17 protein-coding genes and 1 tRNA gene are annotated in these 20,592 nt (G+C 37.2%); 1 reads left to right on the plus strand and 17 read right to left on the minus strand.

Annotated features, from left to right (window positions below):
• Positions 1-19: 19 nt before the first annotated feature.
• From Q0N70_RS01075 to ispE, 7 genes are all read right to left on the minus strand, one after another.
• Entirely contained in the window at positions 20-1,684 is a 1,665-nt protein-coding gene (locus Q0N70_RS01075; RefSeq protein WP_294012502.1) for a S1C family serine protease, read from the minus strand.
• A complete protein-coding gene (locus Q0N70_RS01080) occupies positions 1,668-3,785 on the minus strand; it encodes a hypothetical protein (RefSeq protein WP_294012505.1) in 2,118 nt (705 codons plus the stop codon). Before Q0N70_RS01080 ends, Q0N70_RS01075 begins: the two co-directional genes overlap by 17 nt.
• On the minus strand, positions 3,782-5,146 hold the full coding sequence (gene tilS / locus Q0N70_RS01085) for a tRNA lysidine(34) synthetase TilS (protein ID WP_294012508.1): 1,365 nt from the start codon (positions 5,144-5,146) through the stop codon (positions 3,782-3,784). Before tilS ends, Q0N70_RS01080 begins: the two co-directional genes overlap by 4 nt.
• A gap of 104 nt (positions 5,147-5,250) precedes the next feature.
• Positions 5,251-5,805: a 50S ribosomal protein L25 gene (locus tag Q0N70_RS01090; protein WP_294012512.1), complete on the minus strand. Its 555-nt coding sequence runs from the start codon at positions 5,803-5,805 to the stop codon at positions 5,251-5,253.
• A 38-nt stretch (positions 5,806-5,843) separates the two neighbouring features.
• Positions 5,844-5,916, minus strand: a tRNA-Gln gene (locus Q0N70_RS01095).
• Between the two features lie 21 nt (positions 5,917-5,937).
• On the minus strand, positions 5,938-6,216 hold the full coding sequence (gene spoVG / locus Q0N70_RS01100) for a septation regulator SpoVG (RefSeq protein ID WP_013701997.1): 279 nt from the start codon (positions 6,214-6,216) through the stop codon (positions 5,938-5,940).
• A gap of 95 nt (positions 6,217-6,311) precedes the next feature.
• Positions 6,312-7,199, minus strand: coding sequence for a 4-(cytidine 5'-diphospho)-2-C-methyl-D-erythritol kinase (gene ispE, locus Q0N70_RS01105; protein ID WP_294012519.1), 888 nt, complete (start codon positions 7,197-7,199; stop codon positions 6,312-6,314).
• Positions 7,200-7,366: 167 nt separating this feature from the next.
• Here ispE and Q0N70_RS01110 point away from each other — a divergent pair, with 167 nt between their 5' ends.
• Positions 7,367-7,660 carry a hypothetical protein gene (locus Q0N70_RS01110; protein WP_013701999.1) on the plus strand — a complete coding sequence of 98 codons (294 nt, stop codon included), beginning with the start codon at positions 7,367-7,369 and terminating at the stop codon, positions 7,658-7,660.
• Positions 7,661-7,748: 88 nt separating this feature from the next.
• Here Q0N70_RS01110 and Q0N70_RS01115 read toward each other — a convergent pair whose 3' ends face one another.
• From Q0N70_RS01115 to bamA, 10 genes are all read right to left on the minus strand, one after another.
• A complete protein-coding gene (locus Q0N70_RS01115; RefSeq protein ID WP_294012524.1) occupies positions 7,749-8,966 on the minus strand; it encodes an HD domain-containing protein in 1,218 nt (405 codons plus the stop codon).
• Positions 8,966-9,766, minus strand: coding sequence for a hypothetical protein (locus Q0N70_RS01120; RefSeq protein WP_294012527.1), 801 nt, complete (start codon positions 9,764-9,766; stop codon positions 8,966-8,968). The genes Q0N70_RS01115 and Q0N70_RS01120 overlap by 1 nt, the downstream gene beginning before the upstream one ends.
• A complete protein-coding gene (recN, locus tag Q0N70_RS01125) occupies positions 9,766-11,463 on the minus strand; it encodes a DNA repair protein RecN (RefSeq protein WP_294012530.1) in 1,698 nt (565 codons plus the stop codon). The genes Q0N70_RS01120 and recN overlap by 1 nt, the downstream gene beginning before the upstream one ends.
• Complete coding sequence (locus tag Q0N70_RS01130; protein ID WP_294012534.1) at positions 11,456-12,310, minus strand: NAD(+)/NADH kinase; 855 nt, start codon at positions 12,308-12,310, stop codon at positions 11,456-11,458. The genes recN and Q0N70_RS01130 overlap by 8 nt, the downstream gene beginning before the upstream one ends.
• Positions 12,307-13,383, minus strand: a complete 1,077-nt coding sequence (locus Q0N70_RS01135; protein WP_294012537.1) for a DegT/DnrJ/EryC1/StrS family aminotransferase — start codon at positions 13,381-13,383, stop codon at positions 12,307-12,309. The genes Q0N70_RS01130 and Q0N70_RS01135 overlap by 4 nt, the downstream gene beginning before the upstream one ends.
• 113 nt (positions 13,384-13,496) lie before the next feature.
• Positions 13,497-13,988, minus strand: a complete 492-nt coding sequence (locus tag Q0N70_RS01140) for a chemotaxis protein CheW (RefSeq protein ID WP_288506683.1) — start codon at positions 13,986-13,988, stop codon at positions 13,497-13,499.
• Between the two features lie 69 nt (positions 13,989-14,057).
• Positions 14,058-14,819 carry a hypothetical protein gene (locus tag Q0N70_RS01145; RefSeq protein ID WP_294012546.1) on the minus strand — a complete coding sequence of 254 codons (762 nt, stop codon included), beginning with the start codon at positions 14,817-14,819 and terminating at the stop codon, positions 14,058-14,060.
• Between the two features lie 51 nt (positions 14,820-14,870).
• Positions 14,871-17,462, minus strand: a complete 2,592-nt coding sequence (gene mutS, locus Q0N70_RS01150; RefSeq protein WP_294012549.1) for a DNA mismatch repair protein MutS — start codon at positions 17,460-17,462, stop codon at positions 14,871-14,873.
• A 67-nt stretch (positions 17,463-17,529) separates the two neighbouring features.
• Positions 17,530-18,063: an OmpH family outer membrane protein gene (locus Q0N70_RS01155; RefSeq protein WP_294012552.1), complete on the minus strand. Its 534-nt coding sequence runs from the start codon at positions 18,061-18,063 to the stop codon at positions 17,530-17,532.
• A gap of 38 nt (positions 18,064-18,101) precedes the next feature.
• On the minus strand, positions 18,102-20,579 hold the full coding sequence (gene bamA / locus Q0N70_RS01160) for an outer membrane protein assembly factor BamA (protein WP_294012555.1): 2,478 nt from the start codon (positions 20,577-20,579) through the stop codon (positions 18,102-18,104).
• Positions 20,580-20,592 lie beyond the last annotated feature (13 nt).

Raw genomic sequence — 20,592 nt, forward strand, 5'->3', positions numbered from 1 at the left:
TCCTTTTTTCTGTTTAGTTTTAAAAATAATACGGGCTGTCCAGTCCTGCTGAAAATCCGAGGCTCACATCAAGATAGCCGTTTTTTCTTTTCTTTGCGTAAAGCTTTATGTATGCGGCTTCTTTTTCAGGGCTGAAATCAATTCCAAGAAGCTCGATAGGATCATTTTCGCTGAATCCAGTTTCATCCGCAACAGAGCCTTTTATAATTTTTACTATAGAATATTTTTTCTTGTTTGAAGGCGAAACTCTTACAATCTTCATTCCGAACATCGGATAAAAAGAATTTTCAAGTGAATCACGCTTAAAAAATTCATAGCCTGGAGATGACGGACGTTTTTCAAGGTAAACAATTTTTTCAGATTCAGTTCCATCCGAAGACAAAATTCCAAGTTTTGTTATAATTCCAGAAGGCTGTTTCATAAACGCAATCTGCAAATCCGCAAGCGAATTAATTTTTTCGCCATTAACAGAAATCACAATATCATCTTCTTTAATCCCTGCACGGTCTGAACTTCCGCCCGGCAAAACATAAAAAACGGTAACGCCTTCATTCTTTGCGCCTGAACCAGGAAGCCTTTTTGTCTTTCCATAAGAAGCAACCCAAGGATGCTCGCGCTCGCCTCCATTAAACAAAAACGGAAGCTCATTTTTTAAGTATTCAACTGGAATCGCAAAGTTAAGTCCCTGAAAATTCTGAACTCCGGCAAAAACAACAGCCTGAACTTTTCCCTTTTCATCAATCAAAGGTCCGCCGGAATTTCCGCTGTTAATAGCCGCATCAACTTGAAAAACAGTTCCAGCTGTAAAAAGCTGCCTGTCCGTTGAAGAAATGATTCCGCTTGTCAAAGTTTTTTCCAGTCCCAAAGGAGAGCCGATCGCATAAACTTTATCGCCCACAGAAAGATCACTGCTAGAGCCAAGAGCAAAAACATAAGGCGCATCAATTTCAGTTTTTAAAAGAGCCAAATCCAAAGTCTTGTCATATCCAACAACTTTTGCAGGAATTCTTGTGTCTGGATCTTCCGCAAGTTTTATATACAGCCTTGAAAATCCTTCATATTTTTTGTCAACCATGTCAGCTATAACGTGATGATTTGTTACAATGTATCCGTCTTTTGAAATAAAAAAGCCGCTTCCCAAAACAGCATCCGCATAGCCTATTCCGCGCTGAATTTTTATTCCCTTGTCAACAAAAACAGTTACCGTTCCTTTTATCATGTCAGAAACACTTGCATTTGAAATGGAAGGAACAGAACTGCCCGGAACATTCTTGTAAGCTAAAGTTTCCAGTTCAGTTTTTGACTTTGGAATTGAATTCAATTCGGAATATCCTGCTGCTTCCAAAGACAAATAATATCCAAGCGCATCAAAATATTTTTCTTCATCTATAGCACGAATACAAGATTCAACGCAAATTTTAGTTGTCTGCTCAAAAATCTGTTTGCATTTTTCATCTGAAGAAATTTTATCATACAAAAGTTTTGCGCGCCACAAAGATTTTATTTCATTTTCCTTTGAAAGTTTTTCAATAAGATCAATTTCAATGTCAACTGCGCGTTCTTCACTGTAATCAACAGGAACAAAAATTTCACTGCCGCCTTTTATTGTTCCGCAGGAAAAAACAAGCAGAACACAACCAATCACAAAAATTAAGCTGAAAAGTTTTTTAATTTTTATTTTCATTTTCTATTAAAATTCCAAAGTCAAATTTTTCAATGCGGATACAAAGCACCGACTGAGTTTCATTTTCAACTGTAATCATAGAAAAGCCTTGAACATTTTTTTTGTCAAGCTCTGATTTTGCATTTTTTGCCAGCGCAGAATATTTTTCAGGATTAAAAGAATTATTTTTTAAGAGCCAGTAAAAATTTGAATCAGCATCTTTATAAACAAAAAATTCTTCTTTGCCATTCGTCACTTTTTGCGGAACATTATTTTCAAATCTTACAACAACAAGATTTTTTTCTGGAACTGTATAGAACATCGACTCTTCTGAAATTCCGTCTGGATAAACAACATGGCGGACATTCCATTTGCCATCTCCGTCTGTGTCCCAAGAAGAAATTTTTCCGTTGTTCTCCAAATATTCTTCAGTAAAATCAGGAACCGTGTCTTTATCTCTATCAATCTGAATCATCTTAAGATAAAATTCCGCATTTTCAGCTGGAAGCCCAAAAAGATTTTTTACAATCTGCCTCTCATCTTCAAGCGAATGAAAATTCATTTTTTTATCTGAATCAACTGAATAAAATTCTGTGGCTTCAAAAATTCCGTCTTTATCAAAATCAACAGTTCTTAAAACCGGAATATTATTTTCAAAATGCGCCTGAGCATAAAGCGTGCCGTCAGCTGAATAATACAACGCCTGCTGAATATTTCCATTTAAAAGAACAAAACGAATTTTTTCATTTGAAGAAGTTGTAATTTCAAAGTCAGAAGCAGAATCAAGAAGCTTGGCAACATTTAATTTTTGCTCATCATTTTTTACAATTGGGATAAAAAAGTCAAAATTAAACTTTTCTGAAATTTCAGAATCGCGCTCAATCAAAACTGGAGACCACTTCAATGTTTCTGGAACAAAATTAAATTTTTCAACAGGAATTTTTTCTTGAAGAAACTCTGCATAATTTAAATACGGAAAATTTGCCCAGGAAAAATTCATTTTCATTTCTCTGCAATATCCAGAAATTGGCGTTCCAAAATCGCACAAAACATTCCATTCAAGCTCGCCGTCCTGATTTTTATCAAATGAAATTTCATGAGGACGTCCACGTGAAAAGTTTACAATTAAATTTTCAATTCCGTCTTTGTCAGTGTCAAAAGAAAATGAACCAGAAAAAGCTTCAAGCCGTTTCTTCACATTATCGCAAGAATCATTTTCAGAAAGCTGCAAAATAAAATCTTTAAAAATCTCGTAGTCAATTTTTTCATCTGCGAATTCAAAAATGTAATCAACTGCTTCCTGCTCGCTGATAAGATTTTCATTTAAAGCTTCCTTGGCATAAAGCGGATGTTTAAATCCTTTTGCATTGAAAGACTTTAAAATTCTATTTTTATTTTCGCCGGAAGAAAACAAAGCGGAATAAATTTCAAGTTCTGAATTTTCAGGCTCACGCTGCAAATAAAAATCCAGCTGCGAAACAAAAAACGAAGCAAGTCTTTTTACGGTCGCATCAGAATCATTTGGATTTTCATTTTTAAAAAACACAAGCGGAAACCTTGTGTCAGAAGGATAAATTCTTCTTGCGCCGTCAATTTTATTTCGAGCCTTAGAAACAGAAGCAGAATCGCTCAATCTGTAAAGACATTTTATTCTAATCAACTCTGAATCGGAAGAATACAAAAACGGCTGGCTATCCAAAATATTTAACGCCTCGGACATTTTTCCAGTATCACAAAGAATATCCGCATACAAAAGGCGCGCATTGTCGCGGTTGTAATTTGACCAGCTGTCATTTTTTATTGCATTTTCAATCAACGGAAGAACCGCGGATTTTGTTTTTCCCAAAGCATTTTCAGAAACAGCATACAAATACCACAAGTCCGAAATTGAATCATCGTATGCAATTCCAAAGCAAGCCTGGCTTTTTGCAGCTTCCCAGTTTTTTTCAAAAATATAATTTGAAGCGGTTTCCAGACAGCGCAAGGCAGTTTTCTTATTTGCAAGTTTAGAATTTTCATTTTCAGCAAAAGAAAAATTTATAAAATTCAAAAAGGCAAAAACAAATAAAATTCTTTTCAAAACATGCAGCGACTTCAATTTTTTATCCTGTTGCATTTTCATTTTACAATCCAGTCTTTAAAACCAAAAAGACTTCCCCACACACAGCAAATTTCCTGAGCGGAATTATTTTTTTCCGGGCAAACATTTTGAATCAGCGGAATCGAATCTCTCATCTTTCCAGTTTTCCAGTCATCTAAAATTTTTGAAATCTGCCTAAAAGAACCGTCCGCATTTTTCACAAAGTCATCCGGCTGCCTGCTTCTAAAAACAAACGGAAATTTTAAATTTTTCAAGCAAATCTCAGACAAGTCAGTTCTTAAAAAAATTTTATCATCATGCGAAAAAACTTCAAAAGAAATTTGTCCAGCCTGATAAATTCCATTTTTTTCTATTATAACAAAAAAACCGCTTTCTGTCGCTACTTTTCTTTTCTTTTGAATTAAAAACCTTCCACAGCAAAATGAAAATTCAAGTCCGCCGCATTCTGAACGGCCGGCATTTTCAAAACATCCAGAAGCCAAGTTGGATACAAAGGCATAAGGAATTCTTTCGGAAGCTTTTACAAAATCGATTCCTTTAAAAATTATTCTGATTTTTATTGAAAGCGGAAGTGAAGAAAATTTTTCAGCATCAAATGAGAATTTTTCATTTTCAAACTTGCAGTCAATCTTTAAAAGCTCCTGTTCAGTAAAAAAAGAAAGAGCCTCATTTTCCGCGCGGCTTTTTTCAGCCAAAGAAAAAACTGCATTTTGCCAGCCTGAAAATTCATTGTCTAAAAAAGGAACAAGCTTATTTCGGATTCTGTTTCTAAAAATTTGGTTGTCAAAATTCGTGCGATCAGTTCTAAAATTTATATTTTGCAAATGAAGATATTTTTCAATTTCACTTCTGGAAATATTCAAAAGCGGGCGAATAAATTTTTCCCGCGTCATAGGAATTCCACAAAGATTCGGAGAGCCTTGCAAAAAGCGCATAGCAAGAGTTTCGATCTGATCGTTTTTATTGTGAGCAAGGCACAAAAAAGAAATTTTTTCAGTTTCTATGAAATCTGAAAATTTTTCGTAGCGAATTTTTCTAGCGGCATCTTCAACGGAAGTCTTAAGATTTTTTGCAAGAGAAAAAATTTCGCCTGGAGCAATATTATAACGAACGCATTTTACGCCAAGAGAACGGCAGACGGATTCAACATAATCGGCATCAGCGGAACTTTCCTCGCCGCTCCTGATGTTGTGATTCACAGTAACAGCCTTCACTTGAATATTTAAAATTTTTTTCAACGCAACAAGAAGCGAAATTGAATCAGCTCCGCCAGAAACCGCAACTCCGGCGCAACTGCAAGATTCAAGATTTGTCTTTAACTCGGCAAGGCACAAGTTTAAGTTTTCCAAAACCTTAGCCTGAAAATCCAAAATAAATTCCATACTCGTCAGACTTAAAAAAAACACAACAAAAAATCCCCCTGCAGAACACAGAGGGATTTTATTCAGAAATTAAAAAATCTCATAATATGATTTTTAAAAACTGATTATTTTTTTGGAGGTGCAATCGAAACAACAAGAGCTGCAGGATCAGAAAGAACTTCGATTTTATCACCAAGGTTAAAATCAGCAATTGTAAATTTCTGTCCAATATCAAGCTTTGAAACATCAGCTGAAATAAATTCAGGCAAATCCTGTGGAAGAGCCTTTATTTTAATTTCAGGAACGTGCTTAACCATGAATCCGCCTTTAAGAACTCCAGCAGCAGTTCCAGAATAACGAATCTTGTAAACATAAGCAAATTTCTTCTGGCCGCTTACAATGTGGAAATCAGCATGAAGAGATTTGTCAGTCTTAATATCGTATTCTGTATCTTTTATAAATGCCTTGTTTTCAACACCGTCAATTTTCAAAACAACAAGTGTAGTCTTTGTAATTGATCTCCATGCTTTTGAAAATTCATTGGCATCAATTTCAAGCATAAAGGATTCACCTTTTTCATTGTATGCAACTGCCGGCATTTTTCCCTGTGCACGAAGTTTTTTTGCATATTTTTTTCCTGATTCCGTGCGTGTTGTTGCATTAATAACAAACTGTTCCATTTTTAGAACTCCTTACAAATTTTAAAATATGTATAAAACTGGGACGGCTGGACTCGAACCAGCGGAATGATGGCACCAAAAGCCATTGTCTTACCACTTGACGACGTCCCAAAATATATGTGGACTAAAAACTTATTCTTCAGAAGAACCAGTTTCTATATGTCCCGCATTATATTCTTCAAGAATTTTGGACTGAATCGCATTGCGAAAGTCCGGGCTGATTGGATGAGCAACATCCTTGTACTCACCATTTGCAGTCTTACGGCTTGGCATTGCAATAAAAAGCCCAGAAGATCCTTCGATAATTTTTACATTATGAACAACAAAGCAGTCGTCAAATGTAACAGTAACATAAGCCTTTAGCTTTCCTTCGCCTTCAACTTTGCGGATCCGAACATCTGTAATCTGCATAACAATCTTCCCTCTTTATAATAAAAATCTATAAAACCTCAAGCAAACGCCTTTGATTTTCATTTATCAAGCCATCAAGCTTGCATTTTATTATATCAGCCGCCTAAACAAAGCGCAAGATTGAATTCTTTTTCAAGAAGAACTTTCGCTTTTAAAGCCGTTTCTTTTTTTTCAAAAATGCCGAACACAGTCGAACCAGAACCGCTCATGTCAGCAAAATCTGCGCCACAAGACTTGATCTTAACCAAAGCTTCAGCAATTCCTGCGTATTTTTTTGAAACAGGAACTGTAAAATCATTTTTAAAGCTCCAGCTTTTTACAGGCAGATTGTAAATTTCTTCAAGTGAAATTTTATTCCGCTTATTTTCCAAATCAAGAGTTTCATCTACAAGAGCATAAGCATCTTTTGTAGGAACGCTGACATTTGGAAAAACCAAAAGCACAGAAAAATCACTTCTATGCTGTATCTGCCTAACTTTTTCTCCTCGGCCTTCAACAACAGCCGCAAAAGGCTCAAACTTGCTGAACCGTTTTCCGTCCTGCGCCGAAAGTGCATAAGTAAAGAAAAAAACATCGCTTCCGACTTTTCCTGCAATTGCAGAAAGTGAATCAATGCCAAGACCAGCTTTAAATAGATTGTTTACGGATTGAATAAAAGAAGAAGCATCACTTGAGCCGCCCCCCAATCCACCGCCGGCAGGAATCCTTTTCTTAATTGAAACATGGACGCCTGAATCTATGCCAGTCAGCACGCAGAAAGCTTTGTACGCCGCAGTTATTGTATTCTGTTCTGGAAGCTCCATTCCAAAAGACTCAACTATGCAAGTATTTTTTTTATCAGTTTTAGAAACACAAATTTCATCAAACAAACCGACTGTTGTAAAAATACTATGCAACTCGTGATAACCGTCTGCACGCTTCGGAAAAATTTCAAGTCCAAGATTTATTTTCGCAGGCGCTAAAACAGTTATACTGTCAGACATACGCAAATATTATAGTGTTTAATTTTATTCCTTGTCAATAAGAAGAATCGAATTATGTATGTTTCTTTGTAAAAAAATAAAATTCAATTGACAAAAACATAACAGTATTTTACTCTTTGTGTGAGGCTTTGTCAGCGGCAAACTAAATTACAAAAAGGAATATAGCAATGCTCAATGACGACGATGTTGAATTTTCATCAATGACTGGGTTTTCTTATGAAGACGATGATTTTTCAGAAGAAATGTCTGATGACAATTTTGACGATGATTTCGAAGATGACGAATATGAAGATGATTTCGAGGATGATTTCCTAGAAGAGTCTGACAATTACGATGAGCCTTATGATGATCAAGAGCCGGAAGACGGATACGACAACAGAATCCACGGATTTGACGATGGATTTTATAATGATGAAGAAGAAATAGAAGAGGATTCAGATCCTGCTGACATGAAAGGTTAAATTTACAAAAGCATTGGTTAGATTTCAATTATCTTGCCAATGCTTTTTTTATATATACAGTTTTTTTATTTCAACAACAAAATTTTTTTCAGTCTATAAATTCATGGAATAGTTTTTTTGCATCGATTCCGTTGATAATTTTTCCATCGTCATAAACTTTCAAAAGATTTGCCTTTCCATCCGTAAGCTGCTGGCTCGTTATTCCGTAGCGAATAGAAAGTCCGGCTTCAAGCAACGCAGAATAATGGTCGGCGACACGAACCAACCTGCCGTCCACTGGATTATATTTGTCTTCATTGAATGCGGAATTCAGCTCTTCAAAACTTACAGGAAGCACGCAGCCGTCAAAAACACACCTGTTCATAAATTCATCGCTAGTAAAATAAAGTATTTCATCGCAATAAAATTTTTCCATAAGCGGAACAAGTTCTTTGGAAACAATTTTATCTTCAATGTCTTTTACAATCGCAGGAAGTCCGTCGGTCGCTCTTTTTACAGGCGAAATTATATCGCGCGTAACACTTTCAGGCAAATCATGAAAAAGCCCGGAAAAAAAGTTGTTGTAAAGACGTTTTGAGCACATTTTCACACCAGAATCCCGGCACAAAAGCAAAGTCAAAATCGCAACAAAAAAGCAATGTCCAAGAACTGAAGTCCGCGGCACTCTTGGAGTTTGATTCCATCTTGTCTGAAAACGAAGCTGCTCAATGCGCATCAAAAATTCAAACGGCTTTTGCTTTGTAATTAAAAGCTGAAGTCCGCGCAAATCAAGGTATTTCTGCAAGTCGGCATTGAGTTCTTTTCGGATTGAATCAAGACGCTCAGTTTCATTCACTAGAGAAATCATTTCAAGTTCACGCAAAGTTGAATATTTATGCGCCGCCCGGAAAATTTTCACAGTAAGAGGAAGCTCTTTTTTTTCAGCGGAAAAACTGCTTAAATCCTTCAAATAGAATTCAAATTTTTTATAAAGCTCCTTATCGTCAATTAAATCTTTGTAACGTTCCAAAACCCAGTCGTTAAGGCGCGCGTATTCTTCTGGATATTCATTTTTTATAAGAGTCTGAACCGGGCTTTTTATATCGCAAAGCTGAATTTTTCTGAGCAAATCAAAAAGGCTCGCATAAATCAGCCATTCCCAGTCAATTTTTGCGCCAAGATTTTCTTCGTATTTTGCAATTATGTACGCAACGACTGTTTTTTCAGCGTGCTTGTCCATTTCGATTATTTCAAAAGGACGAACCAAATCGTTCCAGCGTTCAATAGAAAATGCTTCGAAAATTTTCAGCGTAAATTCTTTTTTCATTATTTTGAGCTTCCGGCTTTTACGTCGGCTTCCATTTTAGTTTTCCAAACAAGAGCTTTTTTTCTTATGTTTTCGGATTCTGTGTTGTCGCCAAGAGCCATTGCAATTCTTCTGTTTGCAATAAGAAGATTTATCGCCATCCGCATATCGTCAAGCCGCCGGGAAGCAAGTTCGTAACGGTCTCGGTATTCCATCGCGCATTTGTCCAAAAGGCTGCGCAAAAGTCTGATGTAAGTTACAGTTGTTTCGTAAACTGGAGAATTGTGGTCAAAATAATCTTTGCAAGCCTGCTTCATGTCTATAAAATTTTTTGCAACAACAGCATGACGGCCACGCATTTCAACAAAGGACTCTTTCCATTTTGAATTTTCACCGAAAGCCTCAACAAGAAGGTCAATTGCAAGTCCGATTTTTTTTACAATGTCAAGTTTTCTTCCGACTGGAACAAAAGCAACAGAAGCCAAACGGCTTTCCAAATCAGAAAACGGGCAGTCAACAATATTTGTAACAAGCTCTTCAAGATAAATTATAGACTTATAAATTGACTTTCTGGCATCGTTAAGAGTGTCGTTATTTTTTGTCTCAAGCATTTCAAGCGATATGCTGTTTATGCTCATCTGCAAAGTCGCCGTGTAAATCATTTCCTCGCAAAGAAAAATTTTCTTTTCTTCAATTCCTTCCTTCGCGCTTCTAAGGGCAAAAGATTCATCCTTTTCTTTTTTCAGGCAATCGTTGATTTTTTCTTTTATAGGGCGGACTCTTTCATTAAATTCTTTTCGCAACTCATCTGATATAGCCATTACCTTCCTCCGAATTTTTGCAGCATGGCAGCTGCGTGTTCAAGCGACTGTGAAGAATCTGAATCCCCAGACAACATTCTCGCAATTTCTTTTACGCGTTCTTCTCCAGAAACTGCAAAAATATTTGAAGCTGTTGTATTTCCTTCCACGCCTTTTTGAATCTTAATTTGATTATCGGCATAAACGGCAATGCTCGCAAGATGTGTTATGCAAAGAATCTGCTTTTTTTCCGCAAGCTTTTTCATGTGGCTTCCAACTGAAACCGCAACTTCTCCGCCGATTCCAGTATCAATTTCATCAAAAACAAGAGTTCCCGCCAAATCTCCATCTGAAAGAATTGTCTTTAAGGCAAGCATTACACGGCTAAGCTCACCGCCAGATGCGATTTTTGCAAGCGGATTCAAAGGAGAGCCTGGATTTGCGCTGATTAAAAATTCGATATTGTCCATTCCGTAAGGACCGCATTTTTGCTCAACCGCATTTCCTTCTTTTTCTGTAAGCCCAACACGGAATTTTGTGTCTTTCATTCCAAGGCTGCAAAGAATTTTTTCCACATCAAGCGACATTTTTTCCGCAGCGGATTTTCTTTTTTCACTAAGCGATTTTGCAAGAATATAAACTTTTTTTTCAAGCTCCGAAATTTCTTTTTCCAATGCCGATTTATCCAAAGCTGAGCCGCCAAGCTCTTCAAGCTGCCTAGAAGCATTTTCAGCATAAGAGAGAAGATCGGCGACAGATGAATTCCGTCCCGTATACTTTTGCTTCAATTTAAAAATAAGCTCAAGACGTTCCTGAACTTGCTCAAGACGCTCCGGATCAAAAACAAGCGAATTTGAATATCGTCTAAATTCGCCTGCAATGTCGTCAATTTCGTAAAACGCAGACTGAAGCCGGCTTTCAAGAGATTCAAGGGATTTGTCAGAATCCAAGGCTTTTGACGCAGTTCCGCAAATTTTTTTCAGCAGGGAAATAATTCCATTTTCACCTTCGCCTTCAAAAGCGGAATTTATTTCTTCAATATCAGCGTAAAGTTTTTCAAATGATGACAATCTGTTTTCTTCTGCTTCAAGCTCCTCGTCTTCTCCAGCTTTTAAATTCGCATCAGAAATTTCAGAAACCGCAAAATTCAGCATATCAATTTTTGCATTTCGCTCAGATTCATTGCTGTTTAGATTTTCAAGAATTTTTCTTTTTTCAACAAGCTGATTATAAATTGAAGTAAATGATGAAACTTCGCCGACAATTCCAGCGTAAATATCAAGATAACGGCGATGCTCGGAAACTTTCATAAGCGACTGCTGCTCATGCTGCCCGTGAATGTCAACAAGAAATGCAGAAAATTCAGAAAGAACTGCTCTTGTTACAGGAGTTCCGCCAATCCATGCTGAAGATTTTCCATTATCGCGGATAACCCGCCGGATTATTATGCGGTTTTCTTCGGATTCAATTCCGTGCTCGTCAAGCCAAGAAAAAGTCTCTTTGTTTTCAAGGAAAAATACGCCGGAAACTTGGGCTTCATGGCAGCCTGCGCGAATTTGTTCTGTGCCGGATTTTCCGCCGAGCAAAAAGGCAAGGCTTCCAATGAGGATTGATTTTCCAGCTCCAGTTTCACCGCTTAAAACAGTAAAGCCTTTTTCAAATTCGATATGCGCGCTTTCAATAAGAGCAAAATTTTTTATATCGAGTTCTTCAAGCACGTGGACCTCCTGACCAGTTTAATTTGCTCTGCAATGCTGAAAAAAATTTTTCCTGCGTAGAACAAATAAGCTTTGCCCGAAATTCTGGTATTTTCAAAATCAAAACATCGCCTTCTTTCAACTCGAAATCAATCTGACCATCGCAAGTCAAAGAAGCGTCTGAACGGCTGCTCATCAAAGTTATTACAATTTCGCCCTTTTCTCCAAAAACCAACGGTCTTGCAGACAAACTAAAAGAACTCACAGGCGTCAAAACCAAAGCTGAAAGTTCTGGCTCCACAATCGGTCCGCCAGCAGCAGCAGAATAAGCAGTAGAACCAGTTGGAGTTGAAACAATTATTCCGTTCGTTTTAAAAGGCCCTAAAAGAGCATGGTTGTAAGCCACATTTAAATTTACAAGATGCGAAGAAGGACAGCTTGAAATAACGCAGTCATTCATTCCGCAGCATCTGAAAACTGTTTTTCCATTTCTCAAAACTTCACATTGAACAAGAGAACGGCTGCTTACGTAGCATTTTTCTTTTAAGAAAAGTTCCAGTTCTTTTTTCCAGTTGTCTTTCGGAACTGCGGCAATAAAACCAAACTCTCCTAAATTTATTGGAAAAACAGGAATTCCCAAAGGAGCGCATCCACGGCAGGCAAATAAAACAGTTCCGTCGCCTCCCAAAGTTACAACAAAATCATAGCCTGAAAAATCAATGTCAAGAATTTTTGAGCGGACTTCTTTTCCGTCATATAGAAAAAGCGAATTTTCAATATTTTCTTTTTTCAAAAACGCTGAAATTTCATTTCCCAAAAGCCCGGCGTTTTCTTTAAAAGAATTAGCTATGATAAGACATTTTTTCATGGCAAAGAAGACAATACCTTTACAATCTGAGCCGCATCTTTTTGGCCCAGCCGAGGATACAATGGAAACAATGCGCAACGCAGCAAAAGTGAATTCGCGCAAATACATTCAGAAGAAAGCTCTTCCTGCTTAAGAGCAATTATAGAATTTTCAAAAGCCTGGCGAATTTCAATATTTTTTTTCTGAGCATAAGATTTTACATCTTTAAATCCAGAATTCAAAACTAAAGGAAATGAATAAATTGTAGAGCCGTCTTCCGCCGCACGCACAAAAGTTTTATGCCGGCCAGACATCACAGCCCTTGAAAATAAGGCAAACAGTTCTCGTCTTGTTTTTTCATTTCGTGAAAATTCCTTTAATTCAACAAGCGCCAAAGCCGCATTCATGTCAGGCAAAATATCTGTAGAAGGAGATTCATCCGCAATGTGCTTTAAAACTGTCCACTCACGGCGATTTGGAGCTATAAGCAATGCGCCTCCGCCAGAAGTTACAATGTCTCGGTCTTCCATTCCAAGAATAGCGTAAAGACCGTACATTCCGGCTTTTTTTCCTACAGAAACTTTCTGTTCTTCGCCTTCTTTTTTTTCAGGCTGTTCTTCAGCAGGATATGTTGCAAAAACCGACTGAGAAATATCTTCAACTATAGGAATTCCAAGCTCTAAAAATGATTTTATTTCAGGAAGAATTCCCATTGTTTCATTTAAAATCAAAAGCCTGCCGCCATTTTTTATGCATTTTTCAACAGACTCAACTGTTACAAGTCCTGTTTCCTCACAAACATCAGCAGCAAGAACTTTATAGCCCAATTTTTCCGCAGTAAGAAGCTGATAAGACGGAGCAAGCGCGCTTACAATAACTCCGCTTTCTTTAGGCAGATCCAAGGCTTTAAAAATGTATTCCAATGCAATTGCAGGACTTCTTAAGGCAACCGCTCCATCAAATCCAATCAGTTCTTTTGCAGTCTGGACAAGCCTTGTGTTCATTTCGCCAGGTCCGATTTTCTCATCAACCATGCAAGTAAGAACAGCTTCCATTTCTTTGCGGCGGATTGTAGAACTATAAGTATGAATCATTTTAAATTCCTTAAAATAAAATATTCACAGAAACAATAATCCTATTTCCGCACAAAAGCAAATCAAGCGGACAAAAGAGAAAGTGTTCTGAGAAAAACAAGCATGAACAGAAATCAGACTGCTTCCGGCTCAAGAATTTTCTGAAGTTCCTTTGCGCTGAACAATCTGCGTGTATCAAGAATAATAAGATAATTATTTTCCTGACGAACTACACCATGAATATATTCAGTTCCAATTCCGCTGAGCATCTGTGGCGGCGGTTTGATTTCATCGCCCTGAACAGGAACAACACGCGCAATTCTATCTATAATAATTCCGATTTTATTTCCTTCAATATCAAGAATAATAAATCCGCCTTCATCCTCACCGATTTCGTCATCTGAAGCCTTCGCCATTTTCTTGATATAAAATCTTTTATGCAAATTTATTATGGGAATGACTTCTCCGCGCAAATTTATAATACCTTCAACATAAAAAGGAGCATTCGGAATAGGACGCACATTTTGAATCTTAACGATTTCCTTGACATCCATAATGTCCACACCATAAAGCTCATCTCCAAGCTGAAAAGTTACAAGCTGCAACAATGTATCTTCATCTGCCATAGATTTCTCCCATGAATCCATAAAGATTTTAAAGCTAATGCTTCTATTATTTTAATTCATAAAACAATTCTAGTCTACTACAAATAAAGACAAAACGTCTACTTTTGAAATTCCGGCGTTTTTCAAAATTTCACAGCAGCTTTCAACTGTAACGCCAGTCGTCAAAACGTCATCAATTAAAAGTACTTGTTCAGGCAAAGAATTTTCAGAGCAAAGCCGCTTCAAAAGTTTTGACTCTGTATAAATTTTTCCTTTAGAAGACAAACGTTTTTTTCTGTCCAGTTTTTTCTGCTGAATTTTTTCAGTGCGCTCCAAAAGCTTTAGAACTTTATAGCCAAATTTCACTTTAAGAATTTCAGAAAGCTCTTCAATTTGATCCCAGCCTCTCGACTTTATTTTTCCAGGGCGAGGCGGAACAGGAACAATGAAAATATTTTCTGAAATTCTTTTTTTAATTACTGAATTGCAAATTTCAGCAAAGAAAAGCGAAAGGCTTCTTTGGTTCTGCATTTTCCATTCAAACAAAAGAGTTTTTGCCCAAAGTCTGTAAGGAAAAACAGGAACAACTTTATCTGAATTTTTCAGAATGCGCTCCTCACGGCAAGACATACAGATTTCATCTTCGCTGATTAAAGATTTTCCGCAGATACGGCATTTTTCGCAATGAGAATTTTCCGCTTCATAATAAAGTTTTTTAGAACACGAAATGCAAATTTTTCCATTGAAAGTGGAATTTCCGCAGACACAGCATTTTCCATTTCCAAACATGAAGTTTAAAACAAGCATTGCAAAACGCTTAAAATCATAAATTGTAAATTTTCTAAAAGACATCAATATATGATTACGCAGAAAATTAAAAAAATGCAGTTTTCACAAAAAAAATTATTTCTCAGCCAGACTTTTTTTCCATCGTAAAATATTTTGCAGTGCCGCCATGGGAGTCATGTTGTCAATGTCGCAAGAAAGAATTTCGTCAAGCACAAGTTCCTCTTCTGAAAACAACGAGCCTGAAAAAATTTCAACTTTAGTTTTTGAAACTTCTTCTGTTTCAGTTTCTGGAATTATAACGGACGCATCGCCTTGAATTTTTTCCAAGATTTTTCCTGCGCGCTCAATAACTGACTCTGGAATTCCTGCAAGGCGGGCAACATGAATTCCGTAGCTGTTTTCGCTTGAACCTTCAACAACTTTTCTAAGGAAAACAATATCGCTGCCGTTTTCCGCAACTGCCATGCAAAGTCTTTTTAATGATTTATGTTCCAGCCTTGTAAGCTCGTGATAATGCGTTGCAAAAAAAGTCTTGCACTTCAAAGTATTTAAAAGATATTCGCTTACGGCCCAGGCAATTGAAAGTCCGTCTTCAGTGCTGGTTCCACGTCCCACTTCATCCATTATAACAAGAGAATTTTTTGTTGCGGAACGAAGTATTCTTGCGGTTTCCGTCATTTCAACAAGAAAAGTCGATTCACCGCGCGCAAGATTATCGCTAGCTCCAACACGGCAAAAAATCCTGTCAACAATTCCAATCTTCGCTTCATCAGCCGGAACAAAACTTCCAGTCTGGGCAAGAAGCGCAATGAGAGCATTCTGACGTAAAAACGTGCTTTTTCCCGCCATGTTCGGACCGGTAATCAAAGCAAACGACGCAGAATTTTCAGGCTCAGGACCGCAAAGAGAAACATCATTCGGAACAAATTCTCCCGCAGGAAGATGACGTTCAACAACAGGATGCCTTCCGTTTTTCACAGAAAATTCCAAGCTGTCTGACAAAATTTGCGGGCGGTTCCAATTGTAAAGAATTGCTGATTCCGCAAAAGAACATACAACGTCAACGTAAGCGATTTTTTTTGCAGCCTGCTGAAGATACGGAATATATTTTTTCAGTTCATTTCTAACTTCAATAAAAAGGTCATGCTCAAGCTCAAGAATTTTTGCGCCGGATTCATTTAAAGAATTTTCAAGCTCTTGAAGTTTTTCAGTTGTATAACGCTCAGCATTTAAAAGTGTTCTGCGCATAATAAAGTGCGGCGGAATTTTATCAAGCTTGCCTTTTGTAACTTCTATAAAATATCCAAGGTTGCCGGTGCTTTTTATTTTTAAATTCTGAATTCCAGTTTTTTCTTTTTCTGATTCAATATATTCTTCAAGAATTCCATTAAAATCATTTCGCACTTTTTTCCAGTAGTCAAGTTCTTCTGACCAGCCGTCTTTTATAATCCGGCCTTCCGTAAAAACTGTGGCTGGATCTTCCGCAATTGAATTTTCTATAAGATCAATAATTTTTTGCGCGGAATCTTTTTCGGGCATGGAAAAATCATAGCGTTCCAAAACAGCCTGCGACTTCAGCCAAAATTTTAAACTTGCCTTTAACGCCTGCAAATCTTTCGCATGAGCTCTGTCCATTGCAATTCTTCCAGCCAGCCGCTCAACGTCAAGAATTCCATCAAGATTTTCCCGCACGCAATGAAGCAAGTTTCTGTCTTTTACAAAAAGCTCAACATGGTTCTGTCTTGAATTTATTTCATTTTCATTTGTAAGCGGAAAGGAAAGCCAGGAGCGCAAAAGGCGGCTTCCCATTGCAGTTTTTGTATTGCTCACAGATTCAAGCAAAGTATAACTAGAAGTTCCGTCTCGCAAATTAAAAGTGATTTCAAGATTCCGGCGTGAAGAATCATCAATTATCACAAACTGAGAATCCTGATAAACTGAAATTCCTGAAATATGCGAAACAGGAGCATTTGTAGTTTTTTCTATATAATCGAGAAGAAATCCCGCTGGAGGAACTTCCGGACTTTCTTTTGTAAGTGAAAACGAATTCAGATTTGCAACTTTAAATTGCTTTACAAGATGCTCATAATTTTTTTCAGCATTGAAATGCCAGTCAGGATACCAGGAAACGGATGCAACAGAAATTATTTCAAGGATAGTTTGAATTTCCTTGTTGCTTTTTAAACTTTCAGGAAGAATTATTTCTTTTGGATTGCATCTTCCAAGTTCCTTAGAAACATTTTCTGCAAATTTAGATTCAGGAAATTTTGTAGCCCGGAATTCTCCAGTCGTTACATCAATGTAAGCAAGACCTGCAAATCCGCCGGAAATAAAAATGGAAGCAAGAAAATTATTTGAGCCGCCATCAAGATATTCACTTTCAACAGCAGTTCCCGGGGTTACAACTTCAACAACTTTGCGCTCTGTAAGTCCGCGTTTTGCAACTTCGCCAACCTGCTCAGCAACCGCAACTTTTTTTCCCATTCGAAGCAACCGCGCGATATAACCTTTTGCAGAATGATACGGAATGCCGCACATAGGATTGTCGCCCTTATGTGTCAATGTAAGATTCAAAAGCCGCGAAACTTCAACGGCATCTTCATTGAACATTTCATAAAAATCCCCTAGCCTGAAAAACAAAACATCATTCGGATGCTGCTTTTTTATTCCAAGATACTGTGTAATAACCGGGGTTTCTTCTGCCATTTTTTGCTCCAAATTTCAGTCCATTGCCTGAATGAAAATTCAAAGGCAGGTTTTTATTTTTATAAAATTACATAAGTCCAAGCTGCGAAATAACTTGATCTGTAATATCAACAGAAGAACTGTACCACAAAATTGCGTTTGACTCCTGAAGATTTAAAATCATGCTGTAGCCGCCAGTTTCCGCAACACGAGCAAGCGTATCATAAAGCTTTTTGTAGAAACTGTTATTTTCCTGAAGCGATTTCTTCAAAGACTCAAGCTCTATGTTTTTTGCATTTGTATATTCGTTTATAAAATCTGATTTTTTTGTAATCTGCGCTTCAATTTTCATAGCTTCTGTGTCATTGCCTTTGCGCTCAAATTCTATTTTCTGATCATTTAAACGCTGAAGTTCTGCAACAAGACGATCGATTTCTCTTTTAAATTCTTCTTTTTTATTTTCGTAATTTCTTACAGGAGCTGAATTTCTAAAATACGCCTGATAAACTTTTGCAGTATCTACAACAGCGAATTTTGTAATCTGCTGCGCAAATGAAAACGCCGCTGAAAAAATTCCAAGCAAAGCAAAAACAGCAATTCTTTTTGTAAAAAAAACTTTCATAAAAACTCCAATTAATTTTAAATTTCCGGCGAAAAAAACTAGCGGTTTGTCATGCTGAAGGAAAGAACGAAATTCCAGTTTTTTCTCCAGTTGTAATCTCCGTCTCCGTCCTGATCAGTGAACACAGGAGAACCGTCTTTGATTTTAAATGTGTTTGCAAACAACAGACGCAAAGGAAACTGCTGAATAGAAAATCTAAAGCTCGGACCAAAACTAAAGTACCAGTCATCTTCTTTTAAATTAAAGAACTGATAAGGCTCATCTGTAATTGCAACTGCATCGCCCCAAAGGTCAAGCGAGAAAATTCCCGGAATCACAGGCATTCTAAGTTCAAGTGAATTGCACCACAAAGCTTTTCCGCGGCCTTTGTCTGAATTGTAAATTGTCCATCCGCGTCCATTGAACATTCCGTCTATATAAAGCTGGTTGTTCTTTTTTATTGTTGAATCCAAAGCCGAGAACTGGAACGAAAGTCCAGAATATCCCATAAGAACAAGCTTCAATGCCCAGCTGTCTGTTATAGGTTTATTTACAAGAGTGAAATATTTTTCAGCCTTTGTATCTGTGCGCAAATAAAATTCTGTTTCTCCCCAGTCAGGAGCAAAAGGTAAAAATCCTTCATGAACAAGTCCGTACCAAGAAAGACGCTGGCTTGCAAACCATCCGCTTGAAGGATCCCACGAAATGTTTCTTCCGTCCATAGAAAATGAAGTCCAGATAGAATTGCGAGGCTCCCAGTTATCCGAATACTGGCTTATTGAAGTATCATAAGGAATCCAAAGCGAATCATCGTAAAGGTTGTTAATAAGGCTACTCGTAACGCCGCCAGAAAGTGTAAGAATCGCAAAGTTCGGAGTCCAGCGATGACCTAAAGAAAGTCCAAGGCTAAACTGATTCTGCTCATACTGCATATAATAATAGTCATTGTCAATGTCGCCGCTCGGAAGAATCTTATCCCTTAAAGCGTAATTGTTTGAATGAGAATAACTAAGAGAAATATTTGTGCTTATAGGTTTGTTGAAAAGCCAGCTCTGTCCATAACTTAAAGAAACAGACTGCTCATTTGTGGAAAGTGTTGTTCCAATAGAAGCAAGTTTTCCTTCGCCAAAAATATTTGAATCCTGAATTCTTGCAGTAAGCGCAATCGGAATTTCTCCAGGATCTGAAACTCCGCTAAACGTAAATCCAAAGTCAAGAGAAGTCGTGCTCTGCTCTTCCACAGTGAAAACAATATCAACAAGATTTTCTTCTGAGCCTTGAAGAACTTCCGGGGAAACAGCAGAAAAATACTGAAGGTTGTAAAGATTTCTCATTCCGTTTGAAATTTTTGCATTTGAAAAAATATCGCCTTCTTCAATCGGAATTTCACGGCGGATAACAAAATCCTTTGTTTTTTCATTTCCTTTTATAAGAATATTTTCAATATGGCTTCTAGGATTTTCTTGGATTCTGATTGTATATGAAATAACCTTGGATTCTGCATCTTTATTTATATCAGTTGCAAACCTGTTTGATGTATAGCCGTTTTCATAGTACAAGTTCTGAATATTCATTCTTGTTTCTTGAAATTTTGTTTCGTTGTAAACCGCGCCAGTTTTCAGGGTAACGAGATTTTCAAGTTCTTCTGTTGTAAAAACATGGTTTCCGTCAAAAGTAATTCCGCCGAAGTTATACTGAATTCCTTCCTGAATTTCAAAAGTTATTTCAATTTCCTCGCGGTTCTTTTTTTCATTGTACGAAGTTTGTTGATCAATATTTACAACTTTTGCATCTGCATATCCGCGGTTCTGATAATAAGCAACAATTGCTCTGGAATCCGCAGACAAAGATGATTCTTGAAACGAGCCTTTCTTAAAAAGTCCAGCTTCTTTTAATGAGATTTTTCCTTTGAGAGTTTTTGAAGAAACAACTTGATTTCCTGCAAAGCCAATGCTCTTTACAACTGTCTGCCGGCCTTCCCTGATTTTGAAAGTAACATAAGCTCCGTCGTCTCGCATTTCAAAAGAAGATTCCACGGAGATTTTTGTATAGCCTTTTTCAATGTAATAATTTCTGATGGCTCTTTCATCTTCAAGAACTTTGCTTTCTACAAAAATGTCTTTTGCCTTTAAGGAAATTTTTGACTTTAAATCAGCGTCATGAATGTATCTGTTCCCGTCAAAATTCAGTTTCATAACGACAGGACGTTCAACAACACTCAATATAAGATTTACAGTTTTTCCATTGTCGGCATTTTTTGCAGCCTTGATTTCAACATCATCAAAATATTCAAGTGAAAAAACTCTGTCATAAAGCTCGCTGATTAAATCATCAGAAAAAGGCTTGCTTATAAAACTGCTTGTAACGCCGTCCAAGTCGCCTTGCTTTACATTTTTCAGATTGTCAAAAACTATATTTTTTATAGGCTTTCCGTAAAACCAGTCTTCCGAATCTGTCTGAGAAAAAACAGGAGCAGCAGAAAAAATCGCCGCAACACAAAAAACAGCAAACACAAAAAAAGTGTTCTTAACGCGCATAAAATAAAGTCCT

This window comes from uncultured Treponema sp., from assembly GCF_945873775.1.
In the GTDB taxonomy this organism is placed as follows: domain Bacteria; phylum Spirochaetota; class Spirochaetia; order Treponematales; family Treponemataceae; genus Treponema_D.